Genomic DNA, 14,907 nt, shown 5'->3' on the forward strand with positions numbered 1-14,907 from the left:
CTTCTGTATTTAACTATTACTAATGATCAAAACATCCTTGCCGAATCTTTTATCGGAGAATGAAAATCTTCCATTGCTCAATAAAACATGTTTCACTCCAAAGAACATTCAGCTTTTCTGAAAATTTGCTGAAAAACAGGCTGAATCGTATGCCCTCAGCAAAATGTACAAACCTGAATTATTTCACCGCTCGGCATTTCCGCTGCACTGCCGCCAGTACTTTTTCACGTAAAGCCACGCGTCGCTGCCGCGTCTGCTGCATCGTTGCTCCGCGCAAATTAAAATAGACAATTTCAATTCCTGCCGGATCACGTTGCAAAAATTCTTGTAATTGCACGTAGTTACCCAAAAATTCGGTAAACTTCACACGATTTCCCAAGCTTTTTGCAAATGCTGCCAAATCAAATTCGCGGGCGGTACGAAATACCCGATTGAAAATCTGTTCATCACCAGTGCCATATTCGAGCGTCGCAAAAAGTGAGCCGCCGCCGTCATCCAACACCACCACCTGCAGATCTAATTCCGCACTTTGCGGCTCAGCTGCCCGCACTAAAGCACCTAAATCATGGATAAATGCGAGATCACCAACAGCTACCCGCACTGGCTCTTGCAGCCCAAAAGCAATCCCAATCGCAGTTGAAACATTCCCGTCGATCCCTGCTAATCCACGATTTACATACACATCCTGATTTGCGCAGCTTCCCCAAAGATTCACTTCGCGAATAATTGACGAAGCCGCATAAAATGTTGGCACTTTACTTGCAGCCAATGCTATTGCGATCTCACTTTGGCTTAGGCGCAACGAAGGCGTTGCGGATTTTTCTGACCCTGAAAATTCTTCTAGATGATTCCAAACTGCCCGGCGCGCAGCTAAAGATGCCTGCTCCCACAAGCGATACCAAGCCAAATCGGCAGTGGCGTACCCGCCAATATCTCCAAGATTGATGATCTCAGCTGCATTTCCACTCACGTCAGTATAGGTAGGCGCTTCATCAACCACGATCACTTCAACTTGCGGATCCGCCAAAAGACCTGCCACTTCCCGGGTCAAAGTAGGATGCCCGATCACAATCACCCGTTCAATTTCCTGCACGAGTGCACTTTGCAGCAATACCGGATGGGCAGGCATTGCCTGCGGCAGACGGCGTAACGCACTCCCCGGCTCAGCCAGGATTGGAATCTGGAAAAGTTCTCGCGCAAGCTGCTGTGCAAAATCTGCTCCATTTCCGCAGCTTGTAGGACCAGCCACCACTACTGTACGTTTCGCCACGCCGATCGAGCTGCACTCTCGCGGCATTATTGCCTGCACGGGTGCCGGGAAATTCACTGCACCACCCGCCGCATTTGCCACTTTATAACCTTGTGCAAACCGCATCGGCTCCCACGAATGGGCAGTCTGCAGCGGAGGCGCAAAAGCAATATTCAACTGCACTGGACCTGGGCCGGATGCGCCAGATATCCCAAATCCGAAACATCTGCGCACAAGCCGCCGCACCTGATTTGCCACAGCTTTTGGCTGCTGCAAATCTGCCGGTAAATCCACAAAATCAACGATCGACCCACGCAAAATCTGGGATTGCAAACTAGTTTGTGACGCCCGCACTCCCCGCATTTCATGCGGCCGATCAGCACTGATCACGCACAATGGCACTGCCGAATAGAATGCTTCCTCTACCGCAGGATGTAGATTTGCCACGGCAGACCCAGACGTAGTGATGACGGCCGCCGGTTTGCCAACCTTGCCCAGACCTAAGGCAATAAAACCAGCCACCCGCTCGTCAGTTTCCACGAATAGTTCAATTGCACCATGCGCCTCTGCCTGCGCTAACGCAATTGCTAATGGTGCAGAACGCGAACCAGGGCAAAGCACAAAATGACGGATCCCAGTTCGCATTGCCGTCTCGATAATTTCGCGTGCAATAAGTGCAGACGGCTCAAGCATTGATTCCTCCGGCAGAGTTTGCGGCATTGAGATGCGCTCCTTAGAATGATTCGATCAGATATATTAGCTACCCTTATTTTTACACGGTTTCTCCCCGCCAAGGGGATACTTGTACAACGCGGTAAGGGCAATGCCACTGGCAACACTGAAATCAAAAGCCAAACTCAGATTTCGCGCAGGTACTGCGGACGAATGAGCTGCACCAAAAGTTTTTCATGCAACCATCCTTGAGCCTGGCAAAATTCCCATGTTTCATGCAGTCGTTTTTCCCATTTGAAAAAAGTTTCCGCCCGCGGAGCAGATACTTCCTGACGCCTAGATTCGCCATTTTTTAATTCAGCCATACAATATCCGTCCCGGTGATAGGCATCAAGCAAGAAATCTGGATCCACTTTCCGCACTGGCAATACCCCCGCACGCGCCAGCAAAGCCTGCGAGCTTACGTCGATATGAAACAACTTTGCTGTGCCCAGCCCGCACGCATACCGCAAATCAGGCAAAGCTGCCGCCAAATACAAACCGCTTACGAGCCCGACAGAACTTTCCAAAGCTGAACTTACAACGGCTGGTAAATCAAGTTCAGTTACAAGCTCAAGCGCTGCGCGCACCCCTAGCAGTGGCTGATTCTTTACCACAACTACATCAGCTGCCGCCAAATCACGTACCAGTAACGGATTTTCTGCTCTCCGCAATGATTCATCTGCAGCGATCTGCACCGACGGGATCCGCTTCCGCAGGCGCGCTAAATCAGCTACATCCGCACACGGCTGTTCCGCATACTCCAAACCGCGTGCCGCTCGATCATATTTTGGCAAATTATCGCAAGCAGTGCGCAGATCCCATTTGCCGTTCACATCGATCCGAATATTAGCCTTTGCACCAAGCGCTGCGCGTACTGCAGCGAGCCTGCTCAGGTCGTCTTGTATCGTCTGACCCGGCTCAGCTACCTTCACTTTTGCCGTGTGTGCCCCCAGCGCTTGTGCAATTTCAGCTGCTTGCGGTGCCGGTACCGCTGGCACCGTCGCATTGATCGGAATTTCACGGCGCTGCTGAGCTGAAAGCGGATATCCGCGCAATACGCTGTCAAGCCCGCCCATCAGCCACCGGGCACTCTCAGCAGTACGATAATCCCAAAATGGTGAAAATTCAGCCCATCCGGCTGGCCCCTGCAGCAATACGCCTTCCCGCATCGTAATTCCGCGAAACTTCACCCGCATCGGAAGTTCGAAAATATATGCTTTTATTTGCCCAGATTCAGCACGCAATGCACGAAAGACGCTGGGCATAAATCCTGCTTTGCTCATAGCTCTAGCATAACTGGCACAATAGAATCATGAACAATACGAAGTTTTCTCCACTACCCAAACAGGTATCGCAAATTTTTGACCCTCACAAATGGCGCAGCGTCACCGGCTTTCCAGATGCCGATATTACTTATCATCGCGGAGTTGCACGCAAATTCAACGCTGCTGGAGAGGTAACTGCTGAACATGATCTCCCCGTCGCCCGAATTGCATTTAATCGCAGCGAGGTGCGCAATGCATTTCGCCCAGAGACGGTCGATCAGCTTTTTCGCGCAATTGACCACGCTCGACTCACTGGCGAAATCGGTACCGTGATCCTCACTGGCAACGGCCCCTCCGCAAAAGATGGCGGTTGGGCTTTCTGCTCTGGAGGTGACCAGCGGATTCGCGGGCGCGACGGCTATCGCTACGATCTCCCGCAATCAGAAAATACAGTTTCAGATGCTGGCGCCAATCCAAGCTCGAATGCTGATGCCGCAGCTTTGCAAATTCAGCAAGCCGAGCTTCGGAAAGCAGCAAACCCGGCACGTGCTGGCCGGCTGCACATTCTTGAAGTACAACGACTAATGCGCACTTCAGGAATGGTGTTTATCGGGGCAATTTCAGGTTGGGCAACCGGTGGCGGGCACTCATTGAATGTGGTCTGCGATCTTTCGATTGCTTCACTTGAACACGCAAGATTCATGCAAGTAGATGCCAATGTGGGCTCATTCGATGCCGGATATGGATCCGCCCTATTGGCTCGGCAGGTTGGTGATAAACGCGCGCGCGAGATTTTCTTCCTTGCACGGGAATATTCAGCGCAGGATGCACAAAATTGGGGTGTGGTAAACGAAGCCGTACCGCACGCGATACTCGAAGAAAAAGCGCTCGAATATGCTAAAATCCTAGCTACAAAATCGCCGCAGGCAATTCGGATGCTAAAATTTGCATTCAATCTGGCTGATGACGGGTTAGCCGGGCAGCAGGTATTTGCGGGCGAAGCCACGCGTTTGGCTTATATGACGGCAGAAGCGCAGGAAGGACGAGATGCCTTCTTAGAAAAGCGCGCACCTAACTGGGATGGATTCCCACATTATGCGTAAAATTTATGCAAACGCATCAAGGATAACGGCAAAAACGATTAATTGATCATGACTACTTCTTTTCACACTCCAAGCTGCACGGTGATCCAGGCTTCACGAAGCGTAGCAGGACGGATGAAAACGGCAGCACAGATCGCGCGGGCTTTCCACACCTGGGAAAGCGGCGCGAAAACAAAACCAGTTTTCCTTATTCCGCCTGAAGCAGATGCCCTAAAAAGCGCTGCTGAAGTAGCAGCCTACGATATCCCGAAAGGCACTGGCGTATTGCTCCGCACTTCCGGATCTACTTCCGGGCAAGGCAAGATCGTTGCACTTTCATGGGAATCACTGGCAGCCGCTGCAGCTGCCACGCATGATCACTTTGGCGGTCCAGGAGCCTGGATCAACGTACTTCCGATCTATCATATTGCCGGTTTCCAAACAATTTTCCGTTCAATTTTTGCTGGTTTTTCGCCAATTATCGGAGATTTTACGAGCTGTGCTGATTTTCGGCAAGCAACCTCGCAAAGCGCTGCCCCGCGCCATTACCTTTCGCAAGTACCGGTTCAACTCACGCGCCTGCTTGCATCAGCGCCTATGGATTCGCTTTTACCGTCAGGCAAAGCAGAAATCCAAAATGAGCATCCTTCGCTCAGCACTTACTGCGGTATAGACGTAAATCTCGTTGGCGGATCTGCGATCCGCACCGACTTACTCCAGCAGGCTCAGCTACTTGGCTTGCGTACCGTCACCAGCTATGGGATGACAGAAACTTGTGGCGGATGCGTCTACGATGGGATCCCGATTGGCGATACAAAACTAGAAGTTGGCGTAAATGGGCAGATTTCGATTGGTTCATCGGTGGTCGCGCTTGGCTATCTCGGGCAGCCCCAAACGCAAGAGTTTTCTCGTGATTCGCAAGGTATACGCTGGCATCATACGCGCGACTGGGGTGAAATTTCAGATGGCATCCTGAAAGTAAATGGGCGCATCGATGATGCAATCATCACTGGCGGTCTAACTGTGATCCCACAACTTTTAGAAGATGCGATTTCCACCGAATTTCAGACACAATGTGTAGTTGTCTCCGTGCCAAGTAAGATCTGGGGTGCAGAAGTAATTGCCGTCAGCGCTCGGAAACTTTCACAAGCGCAAGTGCATAAATTCGTAGAAAATAAATTTGAGCGAGGCTGGGCACCACGGAAAATATATGCGCTTACAGACTTGCCCGATCCGCGGAATGGTTCCCCCTACCGTACCTCGCACTCTGCACAATCTGCACCGACGGAAGGCACTGCCCAGCACACAGCCGATTCACATGGTGAAAATTTAGTGCACGCACCGCAAAGCGAGCCAGCATTCCCGCTGACCGGATCCGGAAAAATAGACCGGCGGAAACTTGCCGCGCTAGTTGCGCAAATACATTCCGACTAAGCTGTATCGTATTGCAAAACACTGCTTCCCTGATTGCTCCCGCAAGTGCACCTATAATTGAGTGATCCAGGCAAAGATCGATTTCTCAAGTACACTTGTCTGAACTAGCATCGGATCGAAGAGAAAGCAGCAAATTATGGCAACTTTCAACGACTGGCTCGAAGGAGCACGGCTGCGCACACTTCCTGCGGCAATCGCGCCAGTGATCGCCGGAGCCGGGATCGCCTATTCAGAAAATGCTTTCTCGATCATCCGCACACTCTTGGCAGCATCTGTGGCGCTACTGCTGCAAATTGGCGTGAACTTCGCAAACGATTATTCTGACGGGATCCGCGGCACAGATACACACCGCGCCGGGCCACCACGCCTAACTGGCGGTGGAAAATCCAATCCGCGAAAAGTGCTTGCTGCAGCGCTTAGCGCTTTTGCACTCGCTGGATTTTTTGGAATAGTCCTCGTGGCACTTTCGGGTGCATGGTGGCTTCTCGCGGTTGGCGCCGCGGCGATTATCGCTGCCTGGTATTACACCGGCGGAAAATACCCTTATGGTTACCACGGGCTCGGTGAACTTTTCGTTTTGATCTTTTTCGGCTATGTGGCTACCGTCGGCACGGTTTACACGCAAAGCCTGACGATGCCTGATCTTGCCTGGATCGCTGGGAGCGGGATCGGGATGATCGCCTGCGCCCTGCTAATGATCAACAATATCCGTGATATCCCAACCGATAAGATTGCAAATAAGCGCACACTCGCCGTCCGACTCGGAGAAAAACGAGCGCGGATCGCTTATCTGTTACTTTTACTGATTCCAATTTTATTTTTAACGATCGGTTTTGCAGGGCACTACCCAATTATGATGTGCGCACTGATATTAGTGCCTTGGGCAACAGAAATCGCGAAGCCGGTAATGCGCGGAGCCACAGGCGCTGCTCTCATCCCTGCTTTGAAACAAACCGGACTCTATGAGATCGGCTACGCTGTATTGATTACAGGCGGGATCATAATTGGTGAGATCACTGGTATCGGAGCTCTGATCGGGATCGCAATCGCTTTGATGGTCTTGATTTTTTGGCTCGCATTTGAATTTACTTCTCGCTCGAAAATAATGCGTACCCGGCGCTCGAAATCAACACGAGTGCAAAGCAGCAATGCGCGAACAAAAGTTTCATATTCCAGCAGCGCAAAGCAACGCGGCAAAAATTCACGTGCGCCAAGATCCAACACACGGGGATCTCGTTCGAAAGCACAAAGGCGACGGAAATAAATTCTTCTGCTCCGATATCGCTTTCTTTTTCCGAATCAGCTTCTTACCGATGGCTTTTACTGATCCTTTCGCTTAAACTCTCTAGTATGCCCCGAGTGATTCTAGTATTAGTTCTCTTAGCCCTCATTATTTATGCACTCATTGATTGTATTCGTACCGATAGTGCCGCAATGCCTGCTCGTGTTGCGAAACCAATCTGGATCATTGGAATCATATTTGTTCCGGTACTCGGGGCGCTCTTGTGGGTTGGGTCTAAATTACAGAAGATCATCCAGGCAGATTCGCAATTTGGTGCCGCTGATTTAGCTGATAAATTCCGCAAAGGAAAAAATCCGCAATCATCTGCCCCCATAGCCCCAGATGATGATCCAGATTTTCTCTCGCGGTTAGAAGCACAAAATCGGCGTCGGCATTATGAACAGAAAAAAGCCGAAGAAAATCCAGATCTTGATGAGCAACGAAAAAATCGGGATGAAGACGACGATACGCCTCGCGGACTTTACGGATCAGGCAGCTTCAGTTGATTGCGTTTGCCGCAGCTGATTTCTTAGTAGCCGCTTGCGAAGTACCTGGCACCATATCTTCTGCTGCCGCTAGTAAATGCGCTACCGGCTCCCAGTAATTTAATGCAATTAACTGATTTTGTGAAAACACCAATGATGTACATGAGGCAAGCGAACATTCTCGCTTACCCGGATGATGCGCAAGCGGCCGTCCTTCAATAAATCTCCGCATCGTCCAAATTGGCAGCTGATGCGAAACTAGTACAGCTTCTCCACCACGAGCAGCATTCAGACCTTGGAATATCGCACGCCGCATCCGCGCCACCACTTCCGTATAAGGCTCTCCCCAAGATGGTGTAAACGGGTTCAGATACCAACTCCAATATTTCGGATGAGCAAGCATTAAACGGTTATTATTTACAGCCAAACCTTCAAATTTATTATCGGCTTCGATCAGGTCAGGAGTATTTTTCAGTTCTAAGCCAAAAGCTTCTGCCGTTGGAGTACCCGTCTCAATTGCGCGCTCTAATGGCGAAGTAATGACGGCACGAATATCATGCCCTCCCGCGATGAAAGCTTTTGCAAGTTCCTGCCCCATCTGCTGCCCGAGCTTAGTGAGATGGAATCCGCTTCGCCTCCCGTACAACACACCATCGGGGTTATCTACTTCGCCGTGGCGTACCAAATGGACAGTAGTGAGGTTCTTTTTATCTAGAGCTTCCAAAGCAGACGGCATCGCACTTCCTTCACTGCAATATTTATGCTTCCGATTCATGCGCCAGTACTGCATCATCTATTTAATAGAATGCTCGTTAGCGGCGTAGTTCTAATGTATCTCTTTCTAGATCAGTTTTTCAGCTAAACGCCCTAATTCGAGAACTTCTTGCGGCTGCAGCCGCGCGAAGAGATGCTCGCGCACCGAAATCACATGCCCAGGTGCGGCGGCTACGAGACGTGCAAATCCAGCATCTGTGAGACAACAGATGATCCCGCGGCGATCTTCATTACATCTACAGCGTTCTACAAGTCCTTCTTTTTCAAGGCGTTTCACGGTGTGTGTCAGCCGTGAGCGCGAATGCACCACTGCATCAGCCAGATCTGACATCCGCATTTTTCGGTCTTCAGCTTCGCTGAGGTTTACGAGAATATCGTATTCATTAATTTGGAGCTGGCTTTCAGTTTCCAGATCAGCACTAATCCGTTCGAGCATCAATGCCGTGCCCCGCAATAAATTGCGCCATGCTTGCTGCTCAGTATCATTTAACCACGGAACGTCCTGGCGATCTTTCATACCAGACCCCTTTCTTTCCACACAGAAAGTTGTATTTGATTTTTATGCACCGTATTACGGGTTAAAAAATCCAAACCTTAAAAACTAGTACCTTAAATCTAACCGCTAATTTCAAAAAATCAGCCAGACTAGAGGATGAAAATTCAATTTAACTTTACGGATACAGTAGGAGACAACATCGAAAGGAAAATTTCGATAGCCCCGATCCGCTACTTTTATTTATTCCACACAATCACACTTTTAGCCGCAGATAGCAAAGTAGCGCGCCTCAAACGAGACCCGCTACTCACTAGCTATTTTCCGAAGCCATCTCCCGGCTGCAGAGCAAGATTTGAGAAATGCTACGCTGCAGCAAAATTCAGCGAAATCGCTTACTTCTTATTCCGACGCTGATGACGTGTCTTGCGCAGGAGCTTACGATGCTTCTTCTTGGACATACGCTTACGGCGCTTCTTGATTACGGAACCCAAGGTTCACCTCCACACTTTTTGCCTGAACAAATCAATTCAAGAGAAATTGACCCTGATCAAAACGATTTTACAACTGGAAATACTACCAAAACTTTGCACACTGTTAAGAATCAAACGCAAACTGTGCGTCTAATCGCTCATTTTACGACCCTGTTTCACCATCACTCGCATAAATTTCGTGCGAAATAAGGATCAACTCCCAGTTGCTTGTTGATAATCCGAATCCGTGCTTGCACCCAGTAGCTGCTCCAGAGCAGAACGCGGCACGCGATATGAGCTTCCAAAGCGAACTGCTGGCAGTTCACCAGCATGAACCATCCGATACACAGTCATGCGAGATACTCTAGTGATCTCAGCAACCTCCGCAACGGTCAAAAATTGCGGTGCTGATGGTGAGCTTTGAGCCATCCGAACCGTCCTCAGGGGCTAGTGCATACAAAATGAAAAGTAAAACAGCGGAAATCCGCACTTCTTTTACATGGTACTACATTTTCCGTAAGGTGCACATTGGAGCCGCGAAATTTGCAGGCAAATTTGGTGCACAAGTTCCAAATCTTCCAGTTCCAATCTTCCAGCGTTTTCATCAATCAGCTTCCGCTCATCGCCACTAAAACTAGCACGTCGCTCAAGCTCACCAGCGCACCAGCCCACAACAAAAACCACAGCGCCGAAAATGCATTAAAGTGGAGTGTGCCAGACTCGGAGCAAATACTGACGCGGAGGGAAGGATCCATGCCATACTCACGCCTGCGCTTGTCCACGCAGTTTCGCGATCGCCTCGATTCTTTCGCAAAGCGTTCTCCTGCCCGTTTTGCAATGCTTGTATTTGCTGGGATCATTGTGATCTTCACACTTTTGCTAATGCTCCCGATCGCTACGCACGGCGCAATTGCTGCTCCTTTTTTAACGGCACTTTTCACAGCCACTTCCGCTGTCTGCGTGACGGGGATAACGGTAGTTGAAACTGCTACTTACTGGAGTCCGTTCGGGAAAGGCGTGCTCGTACTGGCAATGCAGATTGGCGCCCTCGGCGTGATGACACTTGCTTCACTCCTCGGCCTGGCAGTTTCGCGGCACATTGGCTTAACACAGCGGATCCTTACTGCAACGGAAACGAAAAGCCGGTTAGGGGATGTTGGTTCGCTCCTCCGCGCTGTAGTGATCACTTCTTTGACTGTAGAGACGGCACTTTCACTTGGTTTTCTGGCAGTTTTTGCCGATGATGGCAGAGCTTTGATCGAAACTGTTGGGCACGCAATTTTTATGGGCGTTTCCACTTTCAATAATGGCGGTTTTGTCTCTTTGCCTGGCGGTATTGCCCCATACGCAGATTCATGGAGTTTTGGGATTTTAGTGATCACCGGCACGATTATTGGTGCAGTTGGCTTTCCGGTGATTTTAAATATTTCACAGCAGCGCACACGGTTTGCAAAGTGGTCGCTGCACTCAAAACTTACCGTCGTCACCTATTTAATTTTACTTGTCAGCGGCGCTCTGCTTTTCGTGCTGCTTGAATGGCAGAATGAATCCACCCTTGGCACAGTACCTGGAGCAGAAAAAGTACTATTAGCCCTATTTCATTCAACGACGGCCCGCTCATCTGGCTTAGCTACTCTCGATCCGCATAATTTCACCGAAGCTTCGCGGTTCATGATGGATATCCTGATGTTTATCGGTGGTGGTTCAGCTGGCACTGGCGGCGGAATTAAGGTCACTACATTCGCAGTGTTGATGATTGCAATTTTGGCAGAAGCGCGTGGCGATCGCGATACCGAAGCATTTGAGAAACGCATTCCACACGACGTACTGCGACTAGCAATTTCAGCTACCTTCCTCGGCGCACTGCTCGTCGGAGTAGCCACGATGCTACTCCTCCAAATCACTCATTTACCGTTAAATAGCGTCCTTTTTGAAGTGATTTCAGCTTTCGCTACCTGTGGTTTAAGCACTGGGATTACGGCTTCCTTGCCCGCTTCTGCGCAGATCGTATTGATCGTGCTCATGTATCTGGGGCGGGTAGGTACAATGACGATGGCTGCCGCACTTGCATTACGGCATCGGCGCCGGGTGATTCGCTTCCCCGAAGAGCGCCCAGTGATCGGTTAATGCATTGGCAGCCCCCACGCCTTAGAATCTTTTGGAATCTGCTGCTTTCTCGTTAAACTTAAGGAGATCGAAATAGTATTTGCGCAGTGCCGATTTGGGCAAGGATGCATCACAAGCAGTGCAGATATTTCTCGCATAAATCTGATTTAACGGGTGAGGGGGCAGCCATGGCACGAAAAGATACTTCCAAAGATGCAGTGCTCGTAATCGGACTCGGGCGCTTCGGCGCCGCAATTGCTGTTACTCTCGATAAATTAGGCAAAGACGTGCTCGCCGTGGAATCAAATCCAATCCTGGCACAAAAATGGGCGAATCGATTTCGCGTAGTTGAAGCAGATGCCCGCTCTGCGGAAGCCTTAACACAACTTGGTGGGGGCGATTTTTCGATTGCGGTAGTTGGCGTAGGCACCTCATTAGAAGCGTCCGTTTTGATCACGGCGAATCTTGTGGATCTTGGTGTGGAGCAGATTTGGGCAAAGGCAACTTCTCGCGAGCATGGCACAATTTTGCGACGGATTGGCGCGCATCACGTAGTCTACCCAGAGTTCGATGCCGGCCAGCGTGTAGCACATATGGTTTCTGGAAAAATGCTTGATTATATCGAGATGGAAGACCATTTCACGATCGTGAAAATGCTCCCGCCACGCGATATTATCGGTTTCCCTGTTGCACAGTTAAAACTGCGCGAAAAATACGGGATCACTTTGATCGGAGTGAAATCTCCGGGGCAGCCCTTCGAATATACTACTCCGGAGACGATGATCAACGCCGCAGATACTTTGATCGTTTCTGGAGATCCAACGCTTTTGGAAGAATTCGCTGAGCGGATTTAATTTTATTTCTTGCGTGCGCTGTTTTATTGCGCGCAGTTCACTTTCACTTTTCGATGAAGATTCTTCCGTCTGAGCCGATTTCGCTAAACTGCTTTTTCGTATCGATTCAGCTTTTTCATAAAAGCAATGAAATTTCCCAGGAGGGGCACGCTAGGCTATGAGCATGGCAAAAAACAAAACTAATTACGTCTGTACAGAATGCGGCTGGAGCACCACCAAATGGGTTGGGCGGTGTGGCGAATGCCTTGCCTGGGGCACGGTGGAAGAATTTCGTGAATCTCGCAAATCTTCTTTCCTAAAAGGCGGAGCGCTTGCCCCCACCTCTCCAGCACAGCCAATTACTGAGGTCTCCGCCCAGGCTTCTACGAAACATCCCACTGGCGTTCCAGAACTTGATCGCGTACTTGGTGGAGGTTTGGTCGCAGGTGTAGTTGTCTTGATCGCAGGCGAGCCGGGCGTTGGTAAATCAACTTTACTTCTTGATGTTGCAGCTAAGGCAGCAGCGCAGCGCAGCCTGGGCAGAAATGCTCCAGTGCTCTATATCAGCGGTGAGGAATCTGCCGCGCAAGTGCGCTCACGGGCTGAACGGATCGGTGCTTTGAATCCAAATTTACTGCTCGCCTCAGAATCTGATTTAGCTGCTCTTTTTGCACATGTAGCTGCCGTAAATCCCGCTTTGCTGATCATCGATTCAGTGCAGACCATCGCAGATACACAAGTCGAGGGTGCAGCAGGTGGCGTGGCGCAAGTGCGTGCAGTAACGGCAGCACTCGTAAATCTTGCCAAAACCACTGGTCTACCAACGATTTTAGTCGGGCATGTAAATAAAGAAGGTTCAATTGCTGGGCCGCGCGTGCTTGAGCATCTTGTTGATGTAGTTTGTCAGTTTGAAGGAGATCGGCATTCACGTTTGCGTTTAGTGCGCGCAATCAAGAATCGTTATGGCGCCACTGACGAAGTGGGATGTTTCGAGTTGGTAGATGCGGGGATCCGTGGCCTTGCAGATCCTTCCGGGCTGTTTTTATCCGCACGAAATCTGACCGTGCCTGGCACATGCGTTACCGTCACGCTTGAAGGACGGCGGCCAATGCCGGTGGAAATTCAGGCTTTGAGTGTGAATCCTGCCGGTCCGCCACGTCGAGTTAGTGTGGGAGTGGATAATTCGCGGGTGGCGATGATGCTTGCCGTCATTCAATCTCGTCTCGGAGTTGCTTTTGAACGCTGCGATGTATTTGTTTCGACAGTTGGTGGCGCGAGAGCAATTGAACCAGCTGCAGATTTGGCAGTTGCTTTAGCATTAGCTTCCGCATCAGCAAATCAACCATTAGCACCTGGTGTAATTGCCTTAGGTGAAGTCTCACTTACGGGAGAATTACGCCCGGTAATTGGGTTACAGCAACGGTTGAATGAGGCCGGGCGGCTAGGCTTCAAAATCGCACTCGTGCCTCCTTATGCGGATCCGATCAAGGTGCCGCAGGGAATGAAAATCTGGCAGGTGCAGGATTTACGTGACGCAGCTGAGAAAGTACTCGCTTTAGCGTAAAGCAGAGCACTCTTTGATTGATTTTTAGCTGCTATCGATTTACTCAGCCGGAGCGTTCGCTGCAGGAATCGAGATGGTACCGTTTGAGTTGATTATGAATGGATAATTATCTACCACGTTTTTCCCAGCAACACTTAATTGCACCCGGTACGTACCTGGCTGCGCTAAGGATGTGCCCTTACATCCCGAGCCAGCGTGTACCCCATTCCAAATGTATCCTTGCTTTGACGTCACGCCTTTTCCGATGAGCAACTGCTTGTTTTTCACACCCGCTGCGCACACCTGTGAATTCCACACTTGCGCATCACCAGATACTACATTCAACTTCACATTGGAATATCCAGCATCAATCAAACACGGTGCAGTAGTTTTCGGATTCCGAAACAGCACGTTAAATACTGCGCCAGTTTCACCTTTGCGCGCAGCAACCTCCAGCTTTAGCTCAAGATTCTCGTCAGTGCAGGCGATCGGCGTAAATTTAGCTGCCGCTGCAGGGGCTGTTTTCGTCTCACGATATTCATTGATTTGTGATTTCACGTATGAAAAGGCAAAAACAGCTAAGAGCGCCAACACGATCAGCGCCAAAACCAAGATTGTGATTTGGTCTTTCGAAAGGTGCGTGATTTTTTCGAAGAACGAATTCCTGGCAGCCGAACTGCGTTGCTTGCGCGATAATCTTTGCGCTGCAATCTTTGGTTTTTGATTTTTTAATGGCCCCCGACGATTTGCCATTTTACGCGGAGTTTCAGTAACTCCACGCAAAGTTTCAGGTTCACGATTCGGTTTGCCATTAGATCTCACCCGGCTCGTAGCTACTCGCTTCCCTGCCAGCATACGAGCCGATTTGGTGCGCGTTTGCGGCGCAGTTCTTTTTATTTGCGAGACACGGCTTTGCAAATTTTCCGTGTTTTTTGGTACAGCTGTTTCCCGAGCAGTGTGCAGCGATTTATTTCGCACAGATTTTGACTGAAACTTATCCACACGGCGTGAATCAACACCTGCCACACCGTCCTGCCGCGTGCGCTGTTTCCTCATTTTTGCTGCCTCGCGTTGCTGCCTGTCATCTCGTTTTTGTACCACGTTCTTTACCGTATCGGTTTATCGGCAGAAAGCTGAAACACCCACGCCGAGCAATGGATATTCTCTCGCACGA

15 protein-coding genes are annotated in these 14,907 nt (G+C 50.0%); 8 read left to right on the forward strand and 7 right to left on the reverse strand.

From position 1 onward, the window contains the following. Positions 1-178: 178 nt before the first annotated feature. Together menD and J2S36_RS04175 are read right to left on the reverse strand one after the other, a co-directional pair. On the reverse strand, positions 179-1,969 hold the full coding sequence (gene menD / locus J2S36_RS04170; RefSeq protein ID WP_309955866.1) for a 2-succinyl-5-enolpyruvyl-6-hydroxy-3-cyclohexene-1-carboxylic-acid synthase: 1,791 nt from the start codon (positions 1,967-1,969) through the stop codon (positions 179-181). A 137-nt stretch (positions 1,970-2,106) separates the two neighbouring features. Beyond that, positions 2,107-3,246, reverse strand: a complete 1,140-nt coding sequence (locus tag J2S36_RS04175) for an o-succinylbenzoate synthase (protein WP_309955868.1) — start codon at positions 3,244-3,246, stop codon at positions 2,107-2,109. Between the two features lie 29 nt (positions 3,247-3,275). Between J2S36_RS04175 and J2S36_RS04180 the strand changes: the two genes are divergently transcribed. The 4 genes from J2S36_RS04180 to J2S36_RS04195 all read left to right on the forward strand — a co-directional run bounded on the left by J2S36_RS04180 (position 3,276) and on the right by J2S36_RS04195 (position 7,532). After that, a complete protein-coding gene (locus tag J2S36_RS04180; protein WP_309955870.1) occupies positions 3,276-4,331 on the forward strand; it encodes a 1,4-dihydroxy-2-naphthoyl-CoA synthase in 1,056 nt (351 codons plus the stop codon). Between the two features lie 48 nt (positions 4,332-4,379). Continuing rightward, the gene (locus J2S36_RS04185) at positions 4,380-5,744 is read left to right on the forward strand and encodes an AMP-binding protein (protein ID WP_309955872.1); all 1,365 of its coding nucleotides are present in this window, start codon (positions 4,380-4,382) and stop codon (positions 5,742-5,744) included. Positions 5,745-5,880: 136 nt separating this feature from the next. Then, complete coding sequence (locus J2S36_RS04190; RefSeq protein WP_309955874.1) at positions 5,881-7,008, forward strand: 1,4-dihydroxy-2-naphthoate polyprenyltransferase; 1,128 nt, start codon at positions 5,881-5,883, stop codon at positions 7,006-7,008. Between the two features lie 86 nt (positions 7,009-7,094). Continuing rightward, the gene (locus J2S36_RS04195; RefSeq protein ID WP_309955876.1) at positions 7,095-7,532 is read left to right on the forward strand and encodes a PLD nuclease N-terminal domain-containing protein; all 438 of its coding nucleotides are present in this window, start codon (positions 7,095-7,097) and stop codon (positions 7,530-7,532) included. On the opposite strand, the gene J2S36_RS04200 is transcribed toward J2S36_RS04195, so the two are convergent. From J2S36_RS04200 to J2S36_RS04210, 3 genes are all read right to left on the reverse strand, one after another. Further along, positions 7,525-8,247, reverse strand: coding sequence for a histidine phosphatase family protein (locus tag J2S36_RS04200; protein WP_309955878.1), 723 nt, complete (start codon positions 8,245-8,247; stop codon positions 7,525-7,527). The two genes, J2S36_RS04195 and J2S36_RS04200, sit on opposite strands and share 8 nt — an antisense overlap. A 105-nt stretch (positions 8,248-8,352) precedes the next feature. Then, the gene (locus J2S36_RS04205) at positions 8,353-8,802 is read right to left on the reverse strand and encodes a MarR family winged helix-turn-helix transcriptional regulator (protein WP_309955880.1); all 450 of its coding nucleotides are present in this window, start codon (positions 8,800-8,802) and stop codon (positions 8,353-8,355) included. A gap of 371 nt (positions 8,803-9,173) precedes the next feature. Further along, positions 9,174-9,239 carry a 30S ribosomal protein bS22 gene (locus tag J2S36_RS04210; RefSeq protein ID WP_434533527.1) on the reverse strand — a complete coding sequence of 22 codons (66 nt, stop codon included), beginning with the start codon at positions 9,237-9,239 and terminating at the stop codon, positions 9,174-9,176. Here J2S36_RS04210 and J2S36_RS04215 point away from each other — a divergent pair. Beyond that, the gene (locus tag J2S36_RS04215) at positions 9,222-9,461 is read left to right on the forward strand and encodes a hypothetical protein (RefSeq protein WP_309957549.1); all 240 of its coding nucleotides are present in this window, start codon (positions 9,222-9,224) and stop codon (positions 9,459-9,461) included. The genes J2S36_RS04210 and J2S36_RS04215 overlap by 18 nt on opposite strands. Before the next feature lie 3 nt (positions 9,462-9,464). On the opposite strand, the gene J2S36_RS04220 is transcribed toward J2S36_RS04215, so the two are convergent. Continuing rightward, positions 9,465-9,680, reverse strand: a complete 216-nt coding sequence (locus tag J2S36_RS04220; RefSeq protein WP_309955882.1) for a helix-turn-helix domain-containing protein — start codon at positions 9,678-9,680, stop codon at positions 9,465-9,467. A 324-nt stretch (positions 9,681-10,004) separates the two neighbouring features. On the opposite strand from J2S36_RS04220, the gene J2S36_RS04225 reads away from it, so the two are divergent. The 3 genes from J2S36_RS04225 to radA all read left to right on the forward strand — a co-directional run bounded on the left by J2S36_RS04225 (position 10,005) and on the right by radA (position 13,754). Then, positions 10,005-11,378, forward strand: coding sequence for a TrkH family potassium uptake protein (locus J2S36_RS04225; protein ID WP_309955884.1), 1,374 nt, complete (start codon positions 10,005-10,007; stop codon positions 11,376-11,378). 167 nt (positions 11,379-11,545) lie between these two features. Then, positions 11,546-12,211: a potassium channel family protein gene (locus J2S36_RS04230; RefSeq protein WP_309955886.1), complete on the forward strand. Its 666-nt coding sequence runs from the start codon at positions 11,546-11,548 to the stop codon at positions 12,209-12,211. 163 nt (positions 12,212-12,374) lie between these two features. Next, entirely contained in the window at positions 12,375-13,754 is a 1,380-nt protein-coding gene (gene radA, locus J2S36_RS04235; protein ID WP_309955888.1) for a DNA repair protein RadA, read from the forward strand. Positions 13,755-13,793: 39 nt separating this feature from the next. Here radA and J2S36_RS04240 read toward each other — a convergent pair whose 3' ends face one another. Next, positions 13,794-14,789 (reverse strand): hypothetical protein, encoded by a 996-nt coding sequence (locus J2S36_RS04240; RefSeq protein WP_309955891.1) that lies wholly within the window; start codon positions 14,787-14,789, stop codon positions 13,794-13,796. Positions 14,790-14,907 lie beyond the last annotated feature (118 nt).

It is taken from the genome of Arcanobacterium hippocoleae, from assembly GCF_031456295.1.
GTDB classification, from domain to species: Bacteria; Actinomycetota; Actinomycetes; order Actinomycetales; family Actinomycetaceae; genus Arcanobacterium_A; species Arcanobacterium_A hippocoleae.

Coding starts and splice junctions, on each gene's coding strand:
- J2S36_RS04240 (WP_309955891.1), bottom strand. CDS start 14,789: ATGAGGAAACAGCGCACGCGGCAGGACGGTGTGGCAGGTGTTGATTCA.
- J2S36_RS04200 (WP_309955878.1), bottom strand. CDS start 8,247: ATGCCGTCTGCTTTGGAAGCTCTAGATAAAAAGAACCTCACTACTGTC.
- J2S36_RS04180 (WP_309955870.1), top strand. CDS start 3,276: ATGAACAATACGAAGTTTTCTCCACTACCCAAACAGGTATCGCAAATT.
- J2S36_RS04225 (WP_309955884.1), top strand. CDS start 10,005: ATGCCATACTCACGCCTGCGCTTGTCCACGCAGTTTCGCGATCGCCTC.
- J2S36_RS04215 (WP_309957549.1), top strand. CDS start 9,222: ATGCTTCTTCTTGGACATACGCTTACGGCGCTTCTTGATTACGGAACC.
- J2S36_RS04205 (WP_309955880.1), bottom strand. CDS start 8,802: ATGAAAGATCGCCAGGACGTTCCGTGGTTAAATGATACTGAGCAGCAA.
- J2S36_RS04175 (WP_309955868.1), bottom strand. CDS start 3,246: ATGAGCAAAGCAGGATTTATGCCCAGCGTCTTTCGTGCATTGCGTGCT.
- J2S36_RS04195 (WP_309955876.1), top strand. CDS start 7,095: ATGCCCCGAGTGATTCTAGTATTAGTTCTCTTAGCCCTCATTATTTAT.
- menD (WP_309955866.1), bottom strand. CDS start 1,969: ATGCCGCAAACTCTGCCGGAGGAATCAATGCTTGAGCCGTCTGCACTT.
- J2S36_RS04220 (WP_309955882.1), bottom strand. CDS start 9,680: ATGGCTCAAAGCTCACCATCAGCACCGCAATTTTTGACCGTTGCGGAG.
- J2S36_RS04190 (WP_309955874.1), top strand. CDS start 5,881: ATGGCAACTTTCAACGACTGGCTCGAAGGAGCACGGCTGCGCACACTT.
- J2S36_RS04185 (WP_309955872.1), top strand. CDS start 4,380: ATGACTACTTCTTTTCACACTCCAAGCTGCACGGTGATCCAGGCTTCA.
- radA (WP_309955888.1), top strand. CDS start 12,375: ATGGCAAAAAACAAAACTAATTACGTCTGTACAGAATGCGGCTGGAGC.
- J2S36_RS04230 (WP_309955886.1), top strand. CDS start 11,546: ATGGCACGAAAAGATACTTCCAAAGATGCAGTGCTCGTAATCGGACTC.